The sequence below is a fragment of the Streptomyces sp. NPDC006923 genome (genome assembly GCF_040635655.1).
Classification (GTDB): Bacteria; Actinomycetota; Actinomycetes; order Streptomycetales; family Streptomycetaceae; genus Streptomyces.
On sequence record NZ_JBEYIF010000008.1, the window covers coordinates 233526 to 255100 of the forward strand.

Sequence of the window (21575 nt, forward strand, 5' to 3'; positions counted from 1 at the left end):
GGCGCTCGCTACGCCTGCGCCGGCTGCGGGACGAGCGCGAGGATCCGCTCGTACACGTGCCGCAGTGTGGTCGTGTCGTCGAGGTCGGCGAACAGCGACTCGTCGGCGGGGATGTCCGGGTACTGGTTCTGGAACCCGTACAGCCACTCCATCAGGTCCAGCGAGTCGACGTCCGCGATGTGCTGCAGCGGAGCATCGGGGCTGACCTCCTGGGCGCCCGACACGGCCTCGAGCTGGCTCGCCAGTTCTTCGATGGTGGGCAGCGTCATGAGCTTCGGTCCTCTCTCGCGGTGCGTCCGGTTTCGAGAGGCATGGAAGCGCGGCTCGCGCAATCGGGGCGCAACACCGCGGTCCCCCGGCCGACTTGCACATCTGTTGCGAGCGACCCGCTTTCCTCGTGACCGGATCAACGGCCGGAACGAGCGGATCGCCGAACAACGCCAGGAAAGAGGTCGAGGATGACAACGGTCGCCCCCAGATCCGTGGACCCCGAGGTCGACGCGGTCAGGCACCACTACGAGGTGAGCAACGATTTCTACCGGCTCCTGCTGGGCCCGACCATGATGTACTCCGGCGGCTACTGGGAGCAGGGCGAGGACCTCGTCGGCACGCTGGACGAGGCGCAGGAGCGCAAGCTCGACGTGTTCGCCGAGCTCGCCGGGGCGCCGGGCACCCGCCGCGTCCTGGACATCGGCTGCGGCTGGGGCACCATGCTGAACCGCCTCACCACCGTCCACGGCGTGCAGCGGGCGGTCGGTCTCACCCTGAGCCGTACCCAGGAGTCGTTCATCGCCGGCCTGGACAACCCGCGCGTCACCACCCGGGTGGAGAGCTGGGCGGACCACGAGACGGACGAGAGGTACGACGCGGCGTTCTGCATCAACGCGCTGGAGCACTTCGTCTCCTCCAACCTGGCGCCGCGCGAGCGCACCAAGCGCTACCGCTTCTTCTTCAACCAGGTCCACAAGGCGCTCAACCCGGGGGCGAAGTTCGTCCTGCACACCATGACCGCCGAGGCGCAGCCGATGAACCGGACGCTGCTCGCCGACCTGAAGTTCCTCCAGCGCTCCGAGTTCGAGGGGATGCACATCCCGCACCTCCACGAGCTGACCGCGGCCGCGGAGGGGCTCTTCGAGGTGGTGGAGATCGTCAACGAGCGGGAGTCCTTCGCCCTGGCGTGCCGTGCCTGGCTGAAGCGGCTGGCCGCGGACCGTGAGAGCGCCGTCGCGCTGGAGGGCGAGGAGGTCGTGGCCCGCTTCGAACGCTACCTCGACATCTTCGCGTACACGCTCGAGGACAAGTTCTTCAACAACTTCCGCGTCACCATCGCGCGCAGGGGCTGAGGAGGCCGCCGTGACAAGCATTCTCGAACCCGCCCGCGGTGACGGGGTGAGCAACGGGACGGAGCAGCCGCCCGGCCGGGGACCGACCCGTCATCTGCGGGTCGCGGTGATCGGCACCGGCTTCTCCGGCCTGGGGACGGCCATCCGGCTGCTCCAGAAGGGCATCGACGACTTCCTGGTCTTCGAACGGGCCGACGAGGTGGGCGGCACCTGGCGGGACAACACCTATCCGGGCTGCGCCTGTGACGTCATGTCCCATCTCTACTCCTTCTCGTTCGCCCAGAACCCGAACTGGAAGAGCACCTTCGGCAAGCAGGACGAGCTGTACGCGTATCTGCGCGACTGCGCCGACCGCTTCGGGGTCCGCCCGCACATCCGGTTCAACCACGAGCTGATCGCCGCCCGCTGGGACGACCGCACCCGGCACTGGCACATCGAGACCTCGGGCGGCGAGTACACCGCCCAGGTCCTGGTCACGGGCACCGGCTACCTCAGTGAGCCGGCCGTCCCCGATGTGCCGGGACTCACGGACTTCGAGGGAACGGTGTTCCACTCGTCCCGCTGGAACCACGACCACGATCTGGCCGGCAGGCGCGTCGCCGTGATCGGTACGGGCGCCTCCGCCATCCAGTTCGTCCCGGAGATCCAGCCCGAGGTGGGGCAGCTCGACCTCTACCAGCGCACGCCTCCGTGGATCGGCCCCAAGAACGACAAGCCCACCAGCCCGTTGCAGGCCAGACTGCTGCGCGGCCTGCCCGGCTACCAGAACTTCCGGCGCAACTTCAATATGTGGGGCCGCGAGATCCTGGCCTTCGTCATGGCCCGCCCCAAGGTCGCGGGGAAGATGCAGAAGATGGCCTCCGACCATCTCAGGAAGAGCGTCAAGGACCCGGCGCTGCGGGAGCGGCTCACACCCGACTATGTGATGGCGTGCAAGCGGCTGTTGTTCTCCAACACGTACTATCCGGCGATCCAGCAGCCCAATGTGGAGGTCGTCACCGACGGCATCGACCATGTCCGGGCCAAGTCCGTGGTCACCAGGGACGGCCGGGAGCGGGAGGTCGACACGATCATCCTGGGCACCGGGTTCCGTGCGGTGGACCGGCCGGTCGCCCAGCGGATCTGGGGCCGGGGCGGGGTCCAGCTCCGGGAGGCCTGGCGCGAGGGCATGTCCGCGCACCGCGGCACGACCGTCGCCGGATTCCCGAATCTGTTCATGCTGCTCGGCCCCAACACGACGCTCGGGCACTCCTCGCAGGTCGTGATGATCGAGGCGCAGATCGCCTATGTGCTGGACGCGCTCAAGCAGATGGACCGGCGCGGCCTGTCCAGCGTCGAGGTGCGCGAGGAGGCGCAGAAGGCGTACAACGCGCGGCTCGACAAGCGGCTCGACGGCACGGTCTGGAACGCCGGCAACTGCCGGAGCTGGTACCTGGACAGCAGCGGCCGCAACCCGTCGGTCTGGCCGACCTACACCTGGCGGTTCCGCGCTCAGACCAAGCACTTCGACCTGGGCGAGTACCGGCTCGCCACCACTGTCGGCGCCGGGCGACCGGCCGTCAACCACGTATGACGAACGGGAGAACGGACCAGATGAGCACCCCTACGCCTTCTCGGCGAAGAGTCCTGGGCGCGATCGGCGCCACCGCCGCCACCGTGGTGGGCTGGAACGCGGCCACCCAGACCTGGGCCACGGCGGCCGGGTCCGGCCGGGGCCACGGCGGCGGTCATGTGACGCCCGTACCCCCGCTGGACGGCACGCTGAAGACCTCCGGCGCCGATCTCGCGCCGTTCAGCAAGGACTTCGGCAATCTGGTGACGGACACCGTGCCGTGGGCCGTGCTGGTGCCCGGCTCGGTGAACGACGTCGTCAAGATGGTCAACTTCGCCCGGACGAACGATCTCAAGATCGCCGCGAACGGGCGCAGCGGCACCGGTGACGACCTCGAATCACACTCCAACTACGGCCAGGCGTCGGTCCCGGGCGGGATCTCGATCGACTCCCGCGGTCTGTCGAAGGTCGTCAGCGTCGGTTCCAGCACCGCCGTGGTGGAGGCGGGCGCCACCTGGGCGCAGCTCACCGACGCGGCCATGGCGAAGGGCAAGACCCCGCCGGCCATGCCCGACTACATGCATCTGTCGGTGGGCGGCACGCTGAGCGTCGGCGGCATCGGCGGCACCGTCGGCAAGTACGGCCTGGCGGTCGACACCGTCGAGTCGCTCGACATCGTCACGGGAACCGGCCGGCTCGTCACCGCGTCCGCGGCGGTGCGCCCGGATCTGTTCAACGCCGCGCTGGTCGGGGGCGGTCAGGTGGGCATCATCGTCCGCGTCACCGTCAAGCTCGTCCCGGCCAAGGAGCGGATCGTCGTCTTCAGCCTCGTCTACGACGACGCGGCGGCGTATCTCGCCGACTCGGAGAAGGTGCTGGCCGGCGGGCGGTTCGAGGTGCAGGCCGGTGAGATGCTCCGTACCGCCGACGACTCGGGCTGGCGTTTCAAGCTGGAGCTCGGGGCCGTCTACACGGGCACGGCCCCGGCCAGGGAGCCGCTGATCGCGGGGCTGCGGGACGTCCGCGCCGAGGCCGTCATCGACGACATGCCGTTCCGCGACTACATCTTCCGTTTCGACGCGTACGTGGACTACCTCAAGGAGGCGGGCTACTGGGACCAGCCCAAGCCCTGGCTGAGCCTGTTCCTTCCGGCCTCCAAGGCCAAGCGGTTCCTCGAAATCGCGCAGGCCGACCTGACCTCGAACGACCTCGGCGGCGGCTTCCTGCTCACCTACCCCTATCGGACGTCGAAGCTGAAGCGGCCGCTGGCCGTGCAGCCGAACGAGCCGGTGGCCTACCTCTTCGACCTGCTGCGCTTCCCCCACCCGGGCGAGCCGGACATCGCGGGGATGCTGGAGCAGAACCGGCGGCTGTACGACAAAGCCGTCGCCCTGGGCGCCAAGCGCTATCTCGTCGGCGCGATCCCGGGGATGACCCCGGCGGAGTGGAGGAAACACTTCGGGAACCGCTACAGCGGCCTCCGCGACGCCAAGCGGCGCTACGACCCGGCCGGCGTTCTCACCCCCGGCCAGGGCTTCTTCGACTGACCCGGGCCTCCCCGCCCGGACGGTCCCGGCCGCGCCGGCCGGACCGCACGGGAGCGGGGCCGCTCCACGGGCCCCGCTCCCGCCCTTCCCCATCAACTCCGCCGCCCCACACAGGGAGACTGGCATGAACGGCTACGACATCATCGACGAGGCGGTGGTCGACGCCCCCACGGACGTCGTCTGGGACGCGCTCGTCGCCGAGTTCCGCGGTGCCGCCGCCTGGTGGGTCCCGCACAACACCTTCGAGACCGTGAGCGGCGCACCGGACGTGGTGGGCGGCGAGGTCGCGGTGACGGTGCACACCAAGGGCGTGGACAACGGCGGCCTCAAGCTCCGCTTCACCGCGCGTACACGGTCGGTCGAACCGGGCCGGCGGCTCGGCGTCGAGTATGTCGACGGTGTCTTCCGGGGCTTGGGCGACTTTGTCCTGGAGCCGCTGGACGACGGGCGCCGCACCTGGATCAGCATGCACTTCCGGGGCCGGCCGCACGGCAAGCTGAAGCTGATCTCCAAGGTCGCGGACATCGGCGCGGAACATTCGAAGGCCACGCTCGCGGCCTTCGCCGCACTCGACAAGCGGCTCGCGGGGAGCGTGAGGGCGCGATGAGCCGCACCCCAGCGGCCCCCACGGCCGCCGCGCTCTCCCCCACCGGGGAGACGACGGTACGTACGGACGACGGCGCGGCTCTCGCCGTCACCGTCCTCGCCCCGCTGCGCGCCGGGGCCGGCAGCGGTACGACGGTGGTGCTCGCGCACGGCTGGGCGGCCGGCCGGCGGGTCTGGAGCACGGTCACCGACCGGCTGATCCGCTCCGGTCACCGGGTGGTGCTGTACGACCAGCGCGGCCACGGCGCGTCGGGTCTGGGCAAGGAGCCGATCTCCGTACGCAGGTTCGGCGAGGACCTGGCCGCCGTGCTGGGCGAGACAGGTTCCCGGGACGCGGTGCTCGTCGGCCACTCCGGTGGCGGTTTCGCCGCCATGGCGTACGCCACCGCCGACCCGGCCGGCGCTCGGCGGCTGCGCGGGCTGGTTCTCCTGGGCACCGCCGCGCATGACCAGGAGACCCCGGACGGCGAAGTACGGATGATGGGCAGCGCGCTGTTCTCGCGGGCCCTGCGGCGGCCGGCGCTGGGCCGACGGCTGCTCGGTCAGACGATGGGCAAGAAGGCCGATCCGTACGCGCGGGAGGTCAACCGGCAGATGTTCGCGGCGGCCTCGCCGCAGGTGCGCGCCGACTGCTTCCGTGCGTCGCGCGGTATGGATTTGCGCGCGGGACTGGCGGCGGTGCGGGTGCCCGCCGTGGTGCTCGCGGGTGAGCACGACCGGGTCGTCAAGCCGGAGCTGGGCAGGGCGGTCGCGGAGGCGCTGCCGGACGCGCGCTTCGACCTGCTCCCGGTCGCCGGCCATATGCTGCCGCTGGAGCGGCCCGACGAGATCGTACGCGCGGTCGCCGGGCTGGTCGCCCGGTCGCGCGCGTGACCCGCGCGGTGATCGAGGAGATTCTGCCCCCGGGCGTCAGGTCGGCGGAAGCATTCGACGATCTGGCGCCCGCTCCGCTGTTTCCCGAGGAGGCGGCCCTGATGGCGGGCCGACGGCCCCGGCGGCAGCGGCAGTTCGCCACGGCACGCGCCTGCGCGCGCCGCTCCCTCGCCGAACTCGGCGTGGCACCCGCTCCGTTGCTGCCGGGACCCGGCGGCGCTCCGCTGTGGCCGGCCGGGGTGGTGGGCAGCATCACTCACTGCGACGGCTACCGGGCGGCGGTCGTGGCCAGGTCGGCGGAGGTGACCGCGCTCGGCATCGACGCGGAACCGGCGCTTCCGCTGCCGCCCGGTGTGCTCGGGCTGGTCGCCTCCGATCAGGAACGGGAGGCGCTGGAGCGGCTGTCGCGCCGGCGTCCCGGGCTGTCCTGGGACCGGCTGCTGTTCTCGGCGAAGGAAGCGGTCTACAAGGCGTGGTTCCCGTCCGCGGGGCGCTGGCTGGGATTCGCCGACGCCGAGGTACGGCTCGGCCCCGCCGGGACGTTCACCGCGCGGCTGCACCCGGCCGACCCGCCTCCGCGCGCGTACACCCGCTTCGCCGGCCGGTGGCTGATGCGCGGAGACCTCCTGGTGACGGCGGCGGTGGGGGTATGGGCGCCGGAGATCCAGGAGGCGTCCGCCGGGAGCCCGTGAGCGCCTGCCGTACGGCGCCGGCCGACCGGTGAACCGTCCTGGGCGGTTCGCGCCCGTCCGGTCCGTTTCCCGGGAGGTCAGCGGTCCAGCACCACCGTCCGGGCCGGCGCGCCGGGGCGCCCGGCGGGTTCGGCCCGGCCGCCCCTGCGGAACTCCTGGGGACTCACACCGCGTACCCGCTTGAAGGCCGCGCTCAGCGCGAAGGCCCCGCTGTAGCCGACCCGGCGGGCCACCGTCGCCACGGTCGCGTCCGGTTCGCGCAGCAGGTCCGCGGCGAGTGTGAGCCGCCAGGCCGTCAGATACGCCATCGGCGGCTCCCCGACGAGCTGGGTGAAGTGGCGGGCGAGCCCTGCCCTGGAGACTCCGACGGTGTCCGCGAGCGATGCCACCGTCCATGCCTTTCCCGGCTGTTCGTGCAGCAGCCGCAGCGCAGGACCGACCACCGGGTCGCTCTGGGCCCGGTACCAGGCGGGGGCGCCGGACTCGGGCGCCGCGAGCCAGGTGCGCAGCACACTGACGAGCAGCAGGTCCAGCAGCCGGTCGAGGACCAGCTCCTGGCCGATCTCGTCCTTGCCGATCTCGGCGGCGAGGAGGTGTACAAGCGGGTTGTCGCCGGCTTCGGCGGGGCGCACAAGCAGGACGGGCAGCGCGGCCAGCAGCCGCCGGCCGATCTCGCTGGGCGCCTGGTAGGTGCCGCTGAGCATCACCGCGGAGCCGGACCGGGTGTCGTCGCCCCAGGTGCGCACCCCCAGCGCCATCGTCTCGGTGACGTCCTCGCCCTCGGTGGTGTTGCAGCGCTGTTCGGGCCCGACGACGATCTGGACGGCCGTCTCGGGCCGGTCGGAGATGGTGTAGGCGTCGGGGCCGCGCATCACCGCGACATCTCCGGGGCGGAGCTGGACGGGACGCCCGTTGTCCGGAAGCACCCACGCGTCGCCGCGCACCATCGTCACCACGGAGATGGGCGCCCGGTCCTCCACCCGCAGGGACCACGGCGGATTGAAGACCGACTTGAGCAGGAACGCGCTGCGGGCCTTCGGACCTTCGAGCAGACCGGTCAGTGTGTCCATGTCATCACCTTAGACGTCCGCGTATGAATGGTCACCGGATTCAACAGATCCGTCTCAGCGGGAGCCGGATCCCAGGAGGAGCGACGGGGCAAGCCCGCCTTCCCTTGCAGGGGGGCGGGGGGAATGAGTGGGCGCCCGCCCTCCCCGCGGGGGAATGAGTAGGAGGGCGGGCGCGGTCCGGGGCGGACGCCGGCAGCGGGCCGGCCGTCCGGTGGGTCAGGGCCGGGCGGCCGGACCCCTGCCGTGCAGGACGAGAGCGCGGCCGAGGGCGCCGAGGGCCGCCGTACAGGCCAGCGTGCGGACGATGTTGGCGGTGGCCCAGGGCCGTTCGAAGCCGCCGCGCAGAGCACCGAAGCCGGTGGATCCCGGCGGCGAACCGGGCCGGGCCAGCGCCCTGTTGAGCGGGATGTTGACGCACATCGTGACCACGACGGACAGTCCGTAGAGGGCGAGGGCGGCCCGGGTCCAGCGCGCCGCGTCCGGATGTCCGAGACGCCGCTGGAGGGCCCCGGCGATCCCCGTGGCGAGGAAGACCCCGACAAACAGCAGGCCGAACAGGGCGCTGTTGTCGATGACCTCGTTGACGCTCCGCATCACGGTCACAAAGGTGCGGTCGTCGGCTCGGGCGAGGCCGGGCATGACCGACACGTCGAAGGCGAAGTAGAGCCCCGCCATCAGTCCGGTGCCGACGGCGGCGGCGACCAGCACGGGGCGGGCGGCCGCGTCGCCGCGGCCGGGGGGCACCGGCGGGGCGCCGGGAGCGGCTGGAACGGTGTGCATGGGACTTCCTCGGGTCGGTCGCCGTGGCCGGGGGCGCGGCGGCGGGTATGGACAGCGGGGTCAGGACGGCCTGGTCACGCCGGCGAGGGTGCGCTCGTAGCGCCGCCGCAGCACGGTGTTGCCGATCAGCCGGACGGGTGGCGGGATGGTGGCGGCCACCTGGGCCACGGACCGCCTGTCCGCACCGTCGAACATCCAGGGCTGCAGCGAACTCATCACCTTCAGCGGGGCGCCGGCGATCACCTTCCGCTCGACCGCGAGGTACTCGTCCGGCGAGAGCCGGGCGAACACGGGGAAGGACACCGCCTCCTCGTCCCTGAGGTGGTCGCGGAGGACGGAGTCGAAGCGGGTGGCGGCGGGGACGACCGGCGCGTCACCCCGCAGGGCCGAGGTGACCCCGTCCATGGCCCGGTCGAGGACCGCGTGGTCCTCGCCGAGGAGCCGCGCCTCGGAGGCGAACTCGGGGGCCCGCCTGAGCAGTCCGGGCCAGAGCACATCGTCCTCGCTGCGGTGGTGCCAGTCGATGATGTCGCGCAGTTGCTGCCACCAGAGACCGGCCGGGGCGAGCCCGGCACGGGTGAGGACGGGCGCGGCGGCGAGCAGCCGCCGGGCGTCACGGCGCATCGCGATGTGCATCAGCGCGAATCCGTGGAAGTGACCGGGCAGGGAGGCAAGTCCCCGCTCGCTCGACATGGGGGTACTCATGGCCGTCTCCTCATGGTGGTGCCTCGCTCCTCAGGGCCCGGCGGTGGCGCCGGCCGCAGCGGATTTCCGCGGCCGGCGCCACGTACCGTTTGGTCAGACGTTCCAGACGCCGCTCGCGGCGGCGTCGCGGGCGAATTCGGCGAAGTCGCGGGGCTTGCGGCCCAGGGCCTCCTCCACACCGTGCACCAGGTGCGCGTTGCGCCCGTCGAGGACCATGCCGAACAGGTCCGCGAACTCGACCGGCAGGCCGTTCTCCGCCAGCACGGCGCGGTACGCGTCCTTGGTGACCGGGATGTAGGTGATCGTCCGGCCGGTGGCCTTGGACAGTTCGTCGGCCACATCGCCGTAGCTGAGCAGCCGCGGACCGGACAGCTCATAGGTCTTGCCGATGTGCTGGGGGTCGGTCAGCGCGGCCACGGCCACATCGGCGATGTCGTCGGCGTCCACGAACGCCTCGACGGAGTCGCCGGTCGGCAGGGCCAGTTCGCCGGCGAGGACGGGCTCAAGGAAGAAGCTCTCGCTGAAGTTCTGGTTGAACCAGCTCGCCCGGACGACCGTCCAGTCCGCGCCGGACTCTTTCAGCTTGTCCTCGCTGATCCGCGCGCCCTCCTCGCCCCGGCCGGAGAGCAGCACAAGACGGCGCGCGCCCTTGGCGACGGCGGCCTTCGAGAACTCTCCGACGGCCTCGGCGGCGCCGGGGAAGGCGAGGTCCGGGTAGTAGGTGACGTATACGGCTCCGACACTTTCGAGCGCGCCCTCCCAGGTGGCGGGGTCCTCCCACACGAAGGGCACGTCGGCGTTGCGCGAGCCGATCCGGACGGGCAGGCCCCGCGCGGCGAGCCGCTCCGCGACCCGGCGGCCCGTCTTGCCGGTGCCACCGATGACCAGGGTCGTCTTCGTCTCTGTCTGGTCTGTCTGGGCGTTCTGCGTGGTCTCAGTCATGAGTACAGTCAAGTCCACTCCGGTGAGACGCGACATAGCCGCAAAGCTCAGTTCCATACGCGTGCGTCCAGGATCCCTCGGCAGTAACGCCCTTCGGTGACCGGGGCCTTCTCCGGACCGGGCCGGATCCGGCCAGGCTCAGGAGGTGCCGATGCCACCGCAGACATTGATCGCCTGAGCGGTGATGGACGCGGCGCTCTCCGACGTGAGGTAGCCGACCAGGCCGGCGACCTCCTCCGTGGTGGAGTACCGGCCGAGCGGGATCTTCGCCTCGAACTGCTCCTGCACGAAGTCCTCGGTGGTGTCCCACGCGGCGGCGTACCCCTGCCGGACCTGCTCGGCGATCGGGGTCTCCACATAGCCCGGGCAGATCGCGTTCACCGTGACACCGACCGGTGCCAGTTCCTTGCCGAGAGCCCTGGTGAAGCCGACGACGCCGTGTTTGGACGCGGTGTACGGGGCTCCCATCACCACGCCCTGCTTCCCGGCGATCGAGGCGATGTTGATGATGCGTCCGTGCCCGGCCTCCACCAGGCCGCCGTTCAGCAACACCTCGCGGGTCAGCAGGAACACACCGTTGAGATTGGTGTCGATGACGTCGTACCAGAGTTCGTCGGTGATCTCGGCGGTGGGCCCGCCGCCGCCCCGGCCTGCGTTGTTCACCAGGACATTGACCGGGCCGAACAGGCTGACGACGGCGCCCACCAGGGCGCGGACCGACGCCCGGTCCCGCACGTCGGCCACCGTGCCCTCGGCCTCCACTCCCTCCGCGCGCAGATCCTCGACGGTCTGCTTCACCGCTTGGGCCGTGCGGGAGCAGATGAACACACGATGGCCCCGTCGGCCCAGTTCCCGTGCGACGCCGAGACCGATCCCCCGGGTGGCCCCCGTGATCAGAGCCACCGGGTTTCTCGGCGCCCTCACCGGATTTCCCCGGCGCCCGGCCGTTCCGGAATATGAATCTCCACGGTTTTCCTCCGTACCTCGCCGAATCCCCGTCGAATCGCATCTCTTCGACGCCGGGTACGTTAGTCGCGCGCGTCCTGCGGTCCTTGAATTCTTGAGCACCCGTCAAGTCCCGCTCCACGGTGCTAATTCGTTGCGCACGGCGGGGCACCGGAAGGCCATCCGACGGTTCCGGCGGAATTTCTTTTCCGTCCGCCCTGACGGCCCCGACACCGGAAAGCGACCAGGCCGCAAAACGCGGGAGGGGGATTTCCGCATGGAAGATTAATTCCACGGCCGCCCGGCGGAGCGTGGACGGCGGGGTGCGGCGTGCCCGTCCCCGGGGCGTCAGCTCACGCGTACGAGAGGTTCGCGGGGCGTCTCCGCCGGCGGGGGCGCGGACTCCGGGCCCGCCATGAGAATCGACCGCTGCAGCCGGCGGAGCCCCGCGGACGGTTCGAGGCCCAGCTCCCTCACCAGGGTGCCGCGCAGCCGCTGATACACGTTCAGCGCCTCACCGCGGCGCCCCGAGCGGTACAGCGCCAGCATGAACTGGCCATGCAGATTCTCGTGGGTGCGGTATCGGCTGACGAGCACCGTCAGCTCGGCCAGCAGCTCGCGGTGGCGGCCCAGCCGGAGATCGGCCTCGATCCGCTGGTCGAGCGCGCACAGCCGGCTCTCCTCCAGTCTCTTGATCTCCATGTCGAGCTGGGCCCCGCCCTGCACATCGGCGAAGGCCGGCCCGCTCCACAGGGCGAGCGCCTCCCTCAACTGCCGGGCCGCGCGCGGGTGGTCGCCCGCGTCCATCGCCCGGTAACCGAGACCGGCGAGCCGGTCGAACTCCCTGACGTCACTCGTCCCGCCGCCGCTGTCGAGGCGGTAGCCGCCCGGCAGGGTGACCAGTACGTCCTTGGCGGTCCGCTCCTCGCCCTCACCGGCCCCGTCCTTCAGAGCCGTGGCGATCAGAGACCGGAGCTGCAGGACATAGGTCTGGAGCGTGGTCCGGGCGCTGCGCGGGGGCCCGCCCGCCCACAGCTCCTCGATCAGCGCGGTCACGGGCACCACTTGGTCGGCGTGGAGCGCCAGTAACGCGAGCACCTGCCGCGGCTTGGGCGCCGTCGGTGTGATCGATTTCCCGTTCTGTCTCACAGCCAATGCGCCCAGTACGTCGATGTCCACGCGTCTCCCCAATCCCTGCAGGTGAAGTCAGTACCGTTTGAGGCCCGCTCACGGGGTGCGATTGCTGCGCATGGATTCAAAAACAGGACAGACGGTTTGTCAATACCAAACCGTCCAGACTGTTTTTTGTTAACTCTGCGTACATCGATCTCACTCTTCGATCATGACCCGGGCGCGATACGGGCATGTCGGGCCGGTCAGGCGGGCTTCTCCACGCAGAGCCCCGGCAGGGCCACCGGGGAGCAGGACCCGCAGGTCACCACGGTGTCCAGGACGCGCCGGGCGGCGATTCTCGGTAGGATCAGCTCCCAGAACCGGGCCAGCGTACGGCGTGAGATCCACTCCTTGTCGTCCCGTGCTCCCAGCACCTCAAAACCGACCGTTGCCGCCATGACGGCACACGCCACATCGTCCGGCGACACTCCGTCCGCCAGGCTGCCCTCGGACGCCGCGCTCCGCAGCACACTCTCGATCCAGCGCCGCCACTGCCGTCTCAGGTCGAGGCCCCCGGTGCGCGAGATGTCGCCGCTCAGCTCGAAGCCGGCCCGGACGACCACGCTCTCGTCGAGACCGCGCATCAGCGCGTGAGTGGCGTCGACAAGCAGTTGCAGGGTCTCCGCTCCCTCGGTCCGGCAGCGCTCCGCGAGGAGCCGGACCTCCCGGCCGGCTTCCTCCTCAACGGCCCTGGCCAGGGCTTCCTTGGTGTCGAAGTGAAAGTGCAGCGCACCGTTGCTCACCCCGGCCCGCCGGCTGATCGTGGTGAGCGACGCCGGGACGAACCCCTCGCGTGCGAATACCTCCGCGGCCGCCCGGATCAGCGAGCGACGCGTACGGGCGGCACGCTCCTGCTTGACCATCAACGTCTCCAGATGTCGGGAAGACCGGAAGGCGATGCGCGGTACGCGTCCCGACATTAACAAACCGTCGAAGCGGTTTGTATATGGCATACGCGACTCCGGTCCGCCGGACCCTCTCCGAGGGACCCCGCGACTCAAGAGCGACTCAAGACCTACTGGAGTGCGGCCGGAGAGCGGCTTGATCAAATGAACCGTGCCGAGCGGTGACCGAGTGGCCCCCTCCGTGAATCGGCGGAGCCGTTCGGTCACACCCCGTCAGCCCGTCGGTCACCGCGGGTCAGTGGAGCCGACGCCGGAGCGCCTCAACCGCCGGCCGGCTCCCCGCCGTCCGCGCGGTCCATCGCCTCAGTGGTATCAGCCGCCTCCGACGTCTCCGTCGCGGTGAGCACCCGGGCGGCCTCGACCCGGGCGCCGCGGTCGTGCGCCACGTCCAGTCCGAGCAGCAGACGCGGCATCACCATGCTGGGCAGCAGGTGTTCCCACATCACCGAGACCCGGCGTTCCACATCCTGACGGCCGGCCATGACACGCGAGTAGACATGGATCCCCGTCCAGGCTCCGACGAGCAGCTCGGCGGTCTCTCGCGGATTCACATACGGCAGGAGCTCTCCGCGCTCCTTGGCCTGGACCAGCAGGTCCTCGCTCAGCCGGGACCAGACCGGGAAGGGACCGTCGTCGGAGAAGTCGACCGATCCCTGCTCCACGGCCAGGCGGGTGCCGGCCCGCAGGATCATGTCGTGCAACGAGCGGTGCGCCACGACCATCGTCACATCGATCAGCTCCTGGACCTTCCAGTCGGCCGGGCCCACGACAAGATCCCTGGTCTGAGCGCGCAGCACGCCGCGGGCCAGATCCTCCTTGGAGGGGAAGTGGAAATACAGAGCGCCCTTGGTGACCTCCGACCGTGCGAGAATCTCCGCGATCGTGGCGGCGTCGTAGCCGTACTGATCGAAGACCGAGGCCGCCGCCTCCAGGATCGCAGCGCGCGTTCTGATCGCTCGCTGTTGCTGCGCCATGCGGGGGCTCCCGTCGTGCTGTACGAGAGGTCTTCGCGCCGCCCGTACACGAGACCTCTGCCGTTCCACGTCAAGCCTACCGACTAAACCGGGCGGTCTGTATATTCCCCGGCTCCGGGAGAGCTCGATCCCTCCCGTCCCGCATCCGTGCTCCACGGGGAGACTTCATGTCCGACATGGCATTCCGGATGGACGGCCCTTCGCGCACCGAGCCTCCGGCCCGGCCCGCCGGCGCCGGAGGCCGGGTCCCGGCAGGGCCACGGCTCACCACCACGGTGCCCAGAGAGTTCGTGCACCGCGCCGCGGTGGCGGAGGTGCTGCTCACCGGCTGGCACCGGATCGACGAGACCCGTTTCGCGGTGACGGCCCAATGGCCGCGACTGCACAGCTTCTTCAGCCCGGTCCGGGGCTGCCACGATCCGCTGCTGGCCGCGGAGACGATCCGCCAGGTCGGTTCGCTGCTGGCACACACCGAGTTCGGCACGCCCCTGGGACACCATTTCCTGATGCGGGACCTGTCCCTCACCGTCGAGCCGCGGCATCTCGCGATCGGTGATGTCCCCGCCGGTCTCGAACTCGACGTCACCTGCTCGCGGATACGGCGGCGCGGCAGCCAACTCGCCGGGCTGCGCTACGAGGCCGTCGTCCACCGCGACGGCCGGGCCGTCGCCACCGGCGGCGCCTCCTTCGACTGTGTCGCCCCCGCCGTCTACCGCCGGCTGCGCGGAGAGCGCGCCGACTCCTCCGGCGTGCGGAAGCCGTCGCTGGGGACGCCGGTCCCACCGGGGAGCGTCGGCCGCTCCACACCGCTGGACGTGGTGCTGTCCCCGACCGGAGACGCCCAGGTCTGGCGGCTCCGCGCCGACACCGGGCACCCGATCCTCTTCGACCACCCGGTCGACCACATCCCGGGGATGGTCCTGCTCGAAGCGGCCCGTCAGGCCGCCAACTCGCTTCTGGGCAACGGCCACTCCGTGCTGACCAGCCTCACCGCGGAGTTCCCGCGCTTCGCCGAGCTGGACCTGCCGTGCCGCGTCGAGGCGCGGCACATGCCGGGGGACTTCGCCGGACTCCCCTCCGTCCTGGTGACCGGCCACCAGGAGGACGAAGAGGTGTTCCGCTGCGTCGTCAGCGCACCGCTGCCCGGCTCCTGAGGACGGAGCGGGTCCCGCCGGTGGGGAGCCGTCTCACAGCACGGTGAATCCTCCGTCCACCGGCAGGACCGCGCCGGTGACGAACGAGGCCCGCTCACTGCACAGCCAGGCCGCGGCCTCGGCCACCTCCACCGGATCCGCCGTGCGCGGCTGCGGGGTCGACCGGTGAAGTAACTTCTCCGCCTCGGGATACCGGTCGAACCACTCCTTCACCACCTCACTGCCCGCCATGCCCGGGGCGATCGCGTTGACACGTATCCGCCGGGCGCCGTACTCGGCGGCGGCCGCCCTGCTGAGGCCGATCACGGCGTGTTTGGCCGCGACATACGCGGCGGAGACCGGGGTCGCCACCAGCCCGGCCACACTGCTGCTGTTGACGATCGAACCGCCTCTGCCGCTCTCCAGCATCACGGCGATCTGATGGCGCAGACCGTTCCACACCCCACGGACATTGGTGTCCATGATCGTTTCGTATTCGTCGTCGCCCGTCAGATGCAGCGGGGTCTGCTGGGCGCCCAGGCCCGCGTTGTTGAAGGCCGCGTCCAGCCCCCCGAAACACTCCACCGCCGTCCGCACCGCCCGGGCCACATCGCTCGATCTGGCCACGTCACCCACCACGTACTCCGCCTTCCCACCCGCCTCCCTCACTTTCTCCGCGACGGCCGCGAGCCGCTCCTCCCGCCGCGCCAGCAGCACCACCGACGCCCCTTCGCGGGCGAAGACGGAAGCGGCGGCGGCACCGACGCCACTGCTCGCACCGGTGATGAGAGCGGTTTTCCCGGTCAGCATGAGTGAGTTGGTCGACATGGCCGGATTGTGCCAGTGGGCCGTCCGTCGCGAAGCACTTTGCGGTTTTTCCGGGCCGGACAACCGTTCAGGTACTGTCCGCCGCGTGTTCCTCGACCACGTCGAGGTAGGCGGAGGTCCGGGCCCGCGCGGCCGGTCGCCATGTCGGCGGGACCCTCCGCAGGGCGCGGCGCCGGGAGCGGCGGGTGAGCAGGTCGACGGAGAGCGCGGTCCCCGGCGACAGCAGAAAGGCGCGCGCCCGCCGCCGCGCCCGGTGCCGCAGGGTCAGATAGAAGCCCAGGGCCACCAGGAAGTTGACGGCCACTTTGCCGACGATGCCCCAGACCGAGCTGAGCAGGGGCGAGTCGAAGAACCAGTGCATGGCCATGGCGGTCAGTACGCAGAGCACGGCCGGAACGATCCGTTTGCGTGCGGGCCGGCCGTCATGGGCGAGCAGGAAGCCGATACCGGTGCCGGAGACGGCGGTCATCGCCCAGTGCGAGCCCAGGCCGGTCAGCAGGACCCGGGTGGTGAAGGACTGTGAGACATCGGCGCTCCCGTTCACTCCTCCACTCGCCAGGATGGAGTTCATCGCGTACGTCCAGTTCTCCACGACCTGGAAGCCCAGTCCGGTGAAGGCGCCGAGGAAGAACCCGTCGAGCGGCCCCCGGACCAGTCGCCGCGCGCCCAGGGCGATCAGCGCGACCCCGCTGAGTTTGAGGAGTTCCTCGTTGAGCGGGGCGGTGAGGGCCGCCGCCCACCGGGAGCCGAAGTCGATGCCCGCCTCCTTGAACCAGATACCCTCCAGCCCCGTATTGGCCACGATGGCGCAGCCGGTCGCCGCGGTGGCTCCCCAGGCGACGGCGCTCCAGGTCCACGCGCGGGGCGGTGGCTGGAAGGGCCGCAGCCGCCTCAGCACGGCCACGCCGATGCCGAGAGTGATCAGGAGCAGCGCGAGGGCCAGCACCGCCAGGCCGGGAAAGACCCGGATCACCGCGGCGAACTCGAAGATGATCAGCGCCGCGCCCAAAAGGCACAGTACGGCGCAGAGCCAGGCGACCGGCCGCCGTCGCAGGTGCCCGCGCACGGAGGCGTACGCCGCGGCGGCGACGTCCGTCGTCACAGCGTCTCCTCCGAGAAGGAGACACTGCGGGCCGTGGCCGTGGCGTCGGCCAGCGGGCCCTGCCCGGTCCGCGGCTCCGCCAGCACGATGACCTCCACCGCGTAACTCCGCCCGGGCGAGAGCCACACGGTGGCCGTACCGGCCCGGCCGTCCCGGATCAGCGCGCCGGTACGGCCCACCGCTCCCCCGGCGCTGATGACCGCCCGGGGACTGCCCAGGCGGCTGTCGCCGTCCGCGACGGACTGGACCTTGCGCAGCCCCGTCCACAGCTCTTCGACCCCGCCGGTGCCGGGGAAGTCGACATAGTCGGCGACCAGTTCGACGCCATTCCTGGACAGCGTGTACGCCGAGTCGGGGTCGCTCGACGACTTGCTGAGCGTCCAGCCCGTGCCCACCACTCGCAGGGTGGCGATGTCGTCGCCCGGTCCCAGTTCCAGGATCGTGCCGTCCCGCAGGCCCTCGCCGTTGTCGAGGGTCCGGTCGATCAGCGGCCAGCCGGCCGTCAGGGCGGCCATGACGAGCAGGACGCCGACGACCGGCCACCGGGCGGACCGGAAGGACCGGGGAGGTGAGCGCCGGGTGGCCGATACGGAGTCCATGTCACCCACCGTCGGCCAGGCGCGGCTCCCGCGCAGCGTCAGTGACTCATACGGGTGGCGGCGAGCCGCCGGGGCCCCGGCGGCTCACAGGACGGCCCCGGCGTCGTGCCGCAGCGGTGTCAGTTGTTCGATGTCGTAGCGCAGCCGCAGTTCGGCGATCGCCTCCGGGTCCGGTGGCCCGCCGTCCTTGAGCAGGGCGAGCAGCTCTTCGAAGTACCGCTCGTGGTCGGACGGTGGTGACGCCTGGAAGAACACCGTGGCCGGTCCGTCGCTCCGGTTGGCGAACGCGTGCGGGCAGCCCGACGGTACGACGATGACCGTGCCCGGCGTCGCCCGTACGGCCCTGAGGCCCGACGGGGACTCCCAGTGCCGCCAGTCGCCGGTGAGTACCCGCGGCTCGAAGGCGAGTACGTCCAGCTCACCGTCGAGTACGTAGAACAGTTCCTCGCTGTGCGCGTGCCGGTGGGCACCGACGTCGAAGCCGGGCGGGACGACGACCTCGAAGCTGGAGGCCACCCGCGAGTGTGCTCCGGTGACCTTGAACGTCACCTGCTGGGCCGGGGTGCGGATGGTGGTCCCCCCGCCCGGGGGGACGATCAGGCCCTCGCTCTGCCTCAGCCGGGTCATGGCGCGCTCCAGGACGGTGGGATGCGGTCGTACGGCCGGGCGTCGAGGCCGGGAGTCGTGCCGGGCGCGTCGGCCGTCACAGCCGGCTCACGGTCTCGCTCGCGGGCGGGCGCTTGGCCTTCCCCGTCGCGGTGCCCAGGACCTGGCGTTCCGCCGTGTCGTGTCCGGCCCCGGTCCCCGTGGCGGTCCAGCGCCCCAGGCACATCTCGGCCGTGATGCCGGGTCCGAAGCCCGCGATGATGCCCCGGGCTCCGCCGGCCGCGCCGCCCTCGTCGAAGAGCCTGCGCACGGCGTCGAGGACGACGGCGCTGGCGATGTTGCCGTACTCCGTGAGTGTGCCCCGGCTGAACCGGAACGCCTCGGCCGGCACTTCCAGGAAGTGGCTGAGGTCGTCCAGAATGCGCGGCCCGCCGGCGTGGATGATGTAGAAGTCGAGACCGCCCGCGTCCCAGCCGTGTTCCGCGGCCATCGTCCGGAGCGCCGGAGCCAGCGGTTCCATCGTGGTGGGCACCCGCTTGTCCAGCAGGAAGTGGAAACCGGTCGCCCGGACGCTGTAGGCGATCCAGTCGGTCGTGTCGGGCACCAGGTGCGAGCCGTTCCGCTCCAGCACGACGCCTATGCCGCCCTTGCCGCGTACAACGGCGGCGGCGACCGCGTCACCGAACAGGCCGTTGGACAGCAGCGAGCCGACTCCCAGGTCGGTCGGCTGATAGCACAGCGAGCAGAATTCACACGCGATGATCAGCACGTTGGCTTCCGGGTACGCCGTGCAGAAGTCGTGCGCCCGGTTGATGGCCGCGCCGCCCGCGGCGCAGCCGAGCTGCGCGATCGGAAGCTGCCGGGTGTGGCTGTTGAAGCCCATGGTGTTGATCAGCCAGGCCGTCAGTGAGGGCATCATGAAGCCCGTGCACGAGACATAGACGATCATGTCGATGTCCGCGGCGCGCAGGTCGGCGTGGTCGAGGGCGCGGCGGATCACATCCGGTACCCGTGCCTTGGCCTCGGCCTCGTACAGCTTGTTCCTGTCCTCGAAGCCGGGGTGGCGAAGTGTCTGCTCGATGGGCTGGACGATATGGCGTTTGGCCACCCCGGTGTTCTCGATCAGACGAAGCGCCAGCGCCAGTTGCGGGTGGTCCGCGTGCAGCGAGCGGGCGAGAGCGAGGGTGTCCTCCATCGTGATCACGTGCTCAGGGACCGAGACAGCGGGTTTGCACAGAGTCGCCACGACGCTCTCCTTCACTCGTGTTCGCAGTGAACTGCGGCCCACACTCAGGGCTGCTCCGCCACCCCGCAACCCGGGAAACACGGGCGAAAGGGGTGGTTGCGGGGGTCCTCGGGGAGGGACAGGCACCCGATCAGAAGGACCTTCGCGGGCGCCATCCGGGTGATTTTCGGAAGGGGTGAGCGGGGTGGCGGATCCGGCCGCACCGTCCGGCGCCGGGGCCGGATCCGGTGACGACTGGCGCCCGGACGACACCGGACGGTCCCGCCGAGGACGGGGCGCATGGCCCTGTCCGCCCCGATTATTGTGCGCGGGAGGTGTGACGAATCTCGTTGAGCACTATAGTACGGGGTGGGCGGTTTGTTTTCCGCCGCGGCCAACGCCCGGCCCCTCGGCGCCCGCCCGGCCGCGGCGACCGATGGTTCGGCGCGACCCGGGACCGTAGAGAGGCTTCTCATGGCTACACAGGAGCGCGCCATCAGGACGCGCCTGGCGATCCTGGAGGCGGCCGGCGCGGTCTTCGACGAGTACGGCTACGCGTCCACCACCCTCAGCATGGTCCTGGAGCGGGCTCAGGTCACCAAGGGCGCCCTCTACTTCCATTTCCAGTCGAAGGAAGCCCTGGCCCAGGCGGTGCTGGACGAGCAGGTGCAACTGGGCAGTGTGCCGCCGCAGGCGTGCAAGCTCCAGGAGGTCATCGACATCACCTTCGCCGTGGCTCATCGGCTCCTGGAGAACGCCCTGCTCAGGGGAAGCGTCCGGCTCACCGTGGACCAGGGGGCGCCTCCCGGTGTCGACCACAGCGGGCCATTCCGCCAGTGGCCGGAGCATCTGATCGCGCTGATGGAACAGGCCCGCGAGCAGGGCGAGCTGCTGCCCAGCGTGCAGCCGCGGGACACGGTGGAGCTCCTGGTCGGCGCGTTCGCCGGAATCCAGTTGATGTCCCGTGCGCTCACCCAGCGCGAGGACCTGGGCCGGCGCGTCTCCCTGTTGTGGGAGCACATTCTGCCCAGCATCGCGGTCCCCGGGCTGATGTCCGGCATCGACACCGCGCCCGACCGGGGCGCGCGTGTGACGGCGGCGAGTCTCTCCGTCTGACCGATGATCCTGCTGACCGGAGTGACCGGGACCGTGGGACGGCTGGTGGCGGAGCGGCTGCGCACCGAGGAGCCCGTCCGTCTTCTTTCCCGTGATCCGCGCCGTGTCGCCGCCCTCGCGTGCCCCGGGACCGAGGTCGTGGGCGGGGACTTCACCGATCCGGCGAGCCTGAGAGCCGCGCTGAGCGGCGTCGGAGCCGCCTTCCTCGTCACCTCCGACCCGCTGACCCACGCGCATGACCAGCACTTCGTCGCTGCGGCCCGGGCCGCAGGTGTGCGCCGTGTGGTAAAGCTCTCCGCTCTGGCGGTGGCCGAGCCGGACGCCACCGATCTGATCACCCGCTGGCAGCGGGACACCGAGGACCTCATCCGGGCCTCGGGGGTCGAGTGGACCTTTCTGCGGCCCCGGGCCTTTATGTCCAACACCCTGGGCTGGTCGCGTTCCGTCCGGGAGGAGGGCGTGGTGCGTGTGTTCAACGGCAGCGCCCCGCATGCCACCGTCGATCCCCGCGACATCGCCGACGTCGCCGTGCTGTCCCTCACCCGCACGGACCACGCGGGCCGGGTCCATCCGCTGACCGGGCCGGCCGCGATCAGCGCGGTCGATCAGGTCGGTGTGCTGGCGGATGCGCTGGAACGCCCCCTGGAATGCGTGGAGCTGACGCAACGTCAGGCATACGAGAAGCTGCTGGCCCGGCATCCGTCCGCGGTGGCCGACGCGCTCATGGAAGGCGCCCTACGACAGCGGTCCGGCGCCAAGAGCCGGGTGGAGCTCACGGTGGAGACACTGCTGGGGCGTGCGGCCGGGACGTACCGCTCCTGGGCGCGGGACCATGTCCGGGCCTTCCTTCCCGCCTGAA

23 protein-coding genes are annotated in these 21575 nt (G+C 70.8%); 9 read left to right on the forward strand and 14 right to left on the reverse strand.

Translation table 11 applies throughout. The annotated features are described in order from the left end of the window. Nucleotides 1–8 precede the first annotated feature (8 nt). Entirely contained in the window at nt 9–269 is a 261-nt protein-coding gene (locus ABZ707_RS18555) for a hypothetical protein (RefSeq protein ID WP_046502425.1), read from the reverse strand. A gap of 189 nt (nt 270–458) precedes the next feature. Here ABZ707_RS18555 and ABZ707_RS18560 point away from each other — a divergent pair, with 189 nt between their 5' ends. The 6 genes from ABZ707_RS18560 to ABZ707_RS18585 all read left to right on the forward strand — a co-directional run bounded on the left by ABZ707_RS18560 (nt 459) and on the right by ABZ707_RS18585 (nt 6613). Next, a complete protein-coding gene (locus ABZ707_RS18560; protein WP_360175498.1) occupies nt 459–1343 on the forward strand; it encodes a class I SAM-dependent methyltransferase in 885 nt (294 codons plus the stop codon). Between the two features lie 10 nt (nt 1344–1353). Next, a complete protein-coding gene (locus tag ABZ707_RS18565; RefSeq protein ID WP_360175501.1) occupies nt 1354–2916 on the forward strand; it encodes an NAD(P)/FAD-dependent oxidoreductase in 1563 nt (520 codons plus the stop codon). Nucleotides 2917–2936: 20 nt separating this feature from the next. Beyond that, complete coding sequence (locus tag ABZ707_RS18570; RefSeq protein WP_360175504.1) at nt 2937–4442, forward strand: FAD-binding protein; 1506 nt, start codon at nt 2937–2939, stop codon at nt 4440–4442. Nucleotides 4443–4566: 124 nt separating this feature from the next. After that, the gene (locus ABZ707_RS18575; protein ID WP_360175507.1) at nt 4567–5049 is read left to right on the forward strand and encodes an SRPBCC family protein; all 483 of its coding nucleotides are present in this window, start codon (nt 4567–4569) and stop codon (nt 5047–5049) included. Further along, nucleotides 5046–5921 carry an alpha/beta hydrolase gene (locus tag ABZ707_RS18580; protein ID WP_360175510.1) on the forward strand — a complete coding sequence of 292 codons (876 nt, stop codon included), beginning with the start codon at nt 5046–5048 and terminating at the stop codon, nt 5919–5921. Before ABZ707_RS18575 ends, ABZ707_RS18580 begins: the two co-directional genes overlap by 4 nt. After that, the gene (locus ABZ707_RS18585) at nt 5918–6613 is read left to right on the forward strand and encodes a 4'-phosphopantetheinyl transferase superfamily protein (protein ID WP_360175513.1); all 696 of its coding nucleotides are present in this window, start codon (nt 5918–5920) and stop codon (nt 6611–6613) included. Before ABZ707_RS18580 ends, ABZ707_RS18585 begins: the two co-directional genes overlap by 4 nt. Before the next feature lie 77 nt (nt 6614–6690). On the opposite strand, the gene ABZ707_RS18590 is transcribed toward ABZ707_RS18585, so the two are convergent. From ABZ707_RS18590 to ABZ707_RS18625, 8 genes are all read right to left on the reverse strand, one after another. Next, on the reverse strand, nt 6691–7683 hold the full coding sequence (locus ABZ707_RS18590) for an AraC family transcriptional regulator (RefSeq protein ID WP_360175516.1): 993 nt from the start codon (nt 7681–7683) through the stop codon (nt 6691–6693). Nucleotides 7684–7899: 216 nt separating this feature from the next. Further along, the gene (locus ABZ707_RS18595) at nt 7900–8463 is read right to left on the reverse strand and encodes an anthrone oxygenase family protein (RefSeq protein ID WP_360175519.1); all 564 of its coding nucleotides are present in this window, start codon (nt 8461–8463) and stop codon (nt 7900–7902) included. A 60-nt stretch (nt 8464–8523) separates the two neighbouring features. After that, on the reverse strand, nt 8524–9168 hold the full coding sequence (locus ABZ707_RS18600; protein ID WP_360175522.1) for a hemerythrin domain-containing protein: 645 nt from the start codon (nt 9166–9168) through the stop codon (nt 8524–8526). A 93-nt stretch (nt 9169–9261) separates the two neighbouring features. Beyond that, complete coding sequence (locus ABZ707_RS18605) at nt 9262–10110, reverse strand: NAD(P)H-binding protein (protein WP_360175525.1); 849 nt, start codon at nt 10108–10110, stop codon at nt 9262–9264. A 138-nt stretch (nt 10111–10248) separates the two neighbouring features. After that, complete coding sequence (locus ABZ707_RS18610) at nt 10249–11013, reverse strand: SDR family NAD(P)-dependent oxidoreductase (protein ID WP_360175528.1); 765 nt, start codon at nt 11011–11013, stop codon at nt 10249–10251. Nucleotides 11014–11403: 390 nt separating this feature from the next. Beyond that, complete coding sequence (locus tag ABZ707_RS18615) at nt 11404–12234, reverse strand: AfsR/SARP family transcriptional regulator (RefSeq protein ID WP_360175531.1); 831 nt, start codon at nt 12232–12234, stop codon at nt 11404–11406. Nucleotides 12235–12431: 197 nt separating this feature from the next. Continuing rightward, complete coding sequence (locus ABZ707_RS18620) at nt 12432–13181, reverse strand: ScbR family autoregulator-binding transcription factor (protein WP_360175534.1); 750 nt, start codon at nt 13179–13181, stop codon at nt 12432–12434. A 212-nt stretch (nt 13182–13393) separates the two neighbouring features. Beyond that, on the reverse strand, nt 13394–14107 hold the full coding sequence (locus ABZ707_RS18625) for a ScbR family autoregulator-binding transcription factor (protein WP_360175537.1): 714 nt from the start codon (nt 14105–14107) through the stop codon (nt 13394–13396). Between the two features lie 167 nt (nt 14108–14274). Here ABZ707_RS18625 and ABZ707_RS18630 point away from each other — a divergent pair, with 167 nt between their 5' ends. Then, the gene (locus ABZ707_RS18630) at nt 14275–15261 is read left to right on the forward strand and encodes a ScbA/BarX family gamma-butyrolactone biosynthesis protein (RefSeq protein WP_360175540.1); all 987 of its coding nucleotides are present in this window, start codon (nt 14275–14277) and stop codon (nt 15259–15261) included. Between the two features lie 33 nt (nt 15262–15294). On the opposite strand, the gene ABZ707_RS18635 is transcribed toward ABZ707_RS18630, so the two are convergent. The 5 genes from ABZ707_RS18635 to ABZ707_RS18655 all read right to left on the reverse strand — a co-directional run bounded on the left by ABZ707_RS18635 (nt 15295) and on the right by ABZ707_RS18655 (nt 19621). Next, on the reverse strand, nt 15295–16068 hold the full coding sequence (locus tag ABZ707_RS18635; RefSeq protein ID WP_360175543.1) for a glucose 1-dehydrogenase: 774 nt from the start codon (nt 16066–16068) through the stop codon (nt 15295–15297). A gap of 67 nt (nt 16069–16135) precedes the next feature. Further along, nucleotides 16136–17170, reverse strand: coding sequence for a PrsW family intramembrane metalloprotease (locus ABZ707_RS18640; protein ID WP_360175546.1), 1035 nt, complete (start codon nt 17168–17170; stop codon nt 16136–16138). Beyond that, complete coding sequence (locus ABZ707_RS18645; RefSeq protein ID WP_360175549.1) at nt 17167–17769, reverse strand: hypothetical protein; 603 nt, start codon at nt 17767–17769, stop codon at nt 17167–17169. Before ABZ707_RS18645 ends, ABZ707_RS18640 begins: the two co-directional genes overlap by 4 nt. Before the next feature lie 84 nt (nt 17770–17853). Next, nucleotides 17854–18396 (reverse strand): cupin domain-containing protein, encoded by a 543-nt coding sequence (locus ABZ707_RS18650; protein ID WP_360175552.1) that lies wholly within the window; start codon nt 18394–18396, stop codon nt 17854–17856. 76 nt (nt 18397–18472) lie between these two features. Continuing rightward, the gene (locus ABZ707_RS18655) at nt 18473–19621 is read right to left on the reverse strand and encodes a type III polyketide synthase (protein ID WP_360175555.1); all 1149 of its coding nucleotides are present in this window, start codon (nt 19619–19621) and stop codon (nt 18473–18475) included. Between the two features lie 453 nt (nt 19622–20074). Between ABZ707_RS18655 and ABZ707_RS18660 the strand changes: the two genes are divergently transcribed. Beyond that, nucleotides 20075–20716, forward strand: coding sequence for a ScbR family autoregulator-binding transcription factor (locus ABZ707_RS18660; protein ID WP_360175558.1), 642 nt, complete (start codon nt 20075–20077; stop codon nt 20714–20716). A 3-nt stretch (nt 20717–20719) separates the two neighbouring features. Continuing rightward, entirely contained in the window at nt 20720–21574 is an 855-nt protein-coding gene (locus ABZ707_RS18665) for an NAD(P)H-binding protein (RefSeq protein WP_360175561.1), read from the forward strand. The last annotated feature ends 1 nt before the right edge of the window (nt 21575 follow it).

Coding starts and splice junctions, on each gene's coding strand:
- ABZ707_RS18575 (WP_360175507.1), top strand. CDS start 4,567: ATGAACGGCTACGACATCATCGACGAGGCGGTGGTCGACGCCCCCACG.
- ABZ707_RS18630 (WP_360175540.1), top strand. CDS start 14,275: ATGTCCGACATGGCATTCCGGATGGACGGCCCTTCGCGCACCGAGCCT.
- ABZ707_RS18580 (WP_360175510.1), top strand. CDS start 5,046: ATGAGCCGCACCCCAGCGGCCCCCACGGCCGCCGCGCTCTCCCCCACC.
- ABZ707_RS18600 (WP_360175522.1), bottom strand. CDS start 9,168: ATGAGTACCCCCATGTCGAGCGAGCGGGGACTTGCCTCCCTGCCCGGT.
- ABZ707_RS18620 (WP_360175534.1), bottom strand. CDS start 13,181: ATGCCATATACAAACCGCTTCGACGGTTTGTTAATGTCGGGACGCGTA.
- ABZ707_RS18635 (WP_360175543.1), bottom strand. CDS start 16,068: ATGTCGACCAACTCACTCATGCTGACCGGGAAAACCGCTCTCATCACC.
- ABZ707_RS18645 (WP_360175549.1), bottom strand. CDS start 17,769: ATGGACTCCGTATCGGCCACCCGGCGCTCACCTCCCCGGTCCTTCCGG.
- ABZ707_RS18560 (WP_360175498.1), top strand. CDS start 459: ATGACAACGGTCGCCCCCAGATCCGTGGACCCCGAGGTCGACGCGGTC.
- ABZ707_RS18650 (WP_360175552.1), bottom strand. CDS start 18,396: ATGACCCGGCTGAGGCAGAGCGAGGGCCTGATCGTCCCCCCGGGCGGG.
- ABZ707_RS18590 (WP_360175516.1), bottom strand. CDS start 7,683: ATGGACACACTGACCGGTCTGCTCGAAGGTCCGAAGGCCCGCAGCGCG.
- ABZ707_RS18570 (WP_360175504.1), top strand. CDS start 2,937: ATGAGCACCCCTACGCCTTCTCGGCGAAGAGTCCTGGGCGCGATCGGC.
- ABZ707_RS18625 (WP_360175537.1), bottom strand. CDS start 14,107: ATGGCGCAGCAACAGCGAGCGATCAGAACGCGCGCTGCGATCCTGGAG.
- ABZ707_RS18595 (WP_360175519.1), bottom strand. CDS start 8,463: ATGCACACCGTTCCAGCCGCTCCCGGCGCCCCGCCGGTGCCCCCCGGC.
- ABZ707_RS18555 (WP_046502425.1), bottom strand. CDS start 269: ATGACGCTGCCCACCATCGAAGAACTGGCGAGCCAGCTCGAGGCCGTG.
- ABZ707_RS18605 (WP_360175525.1), bottom strand. CDS start 10,110: ATGACTGAGACCACGCAGAACGCCCAGACAGACCAGACAGAGACGAAG.
- ABZ707_RS18665 (WP_360175561.1), top strand. CDS start 20,720: ATGATCCTGCTGACCGGAGTGACCGGGACCGTGGGACGGCTGGTGGCG.
- ABZ707_RS18660 (WP_360175558.1), top strand. CDS start 20,075: ATGGCTACACAGGAGCGCGCCATCAGGACGCGCCTGGCGATCCTGGAG.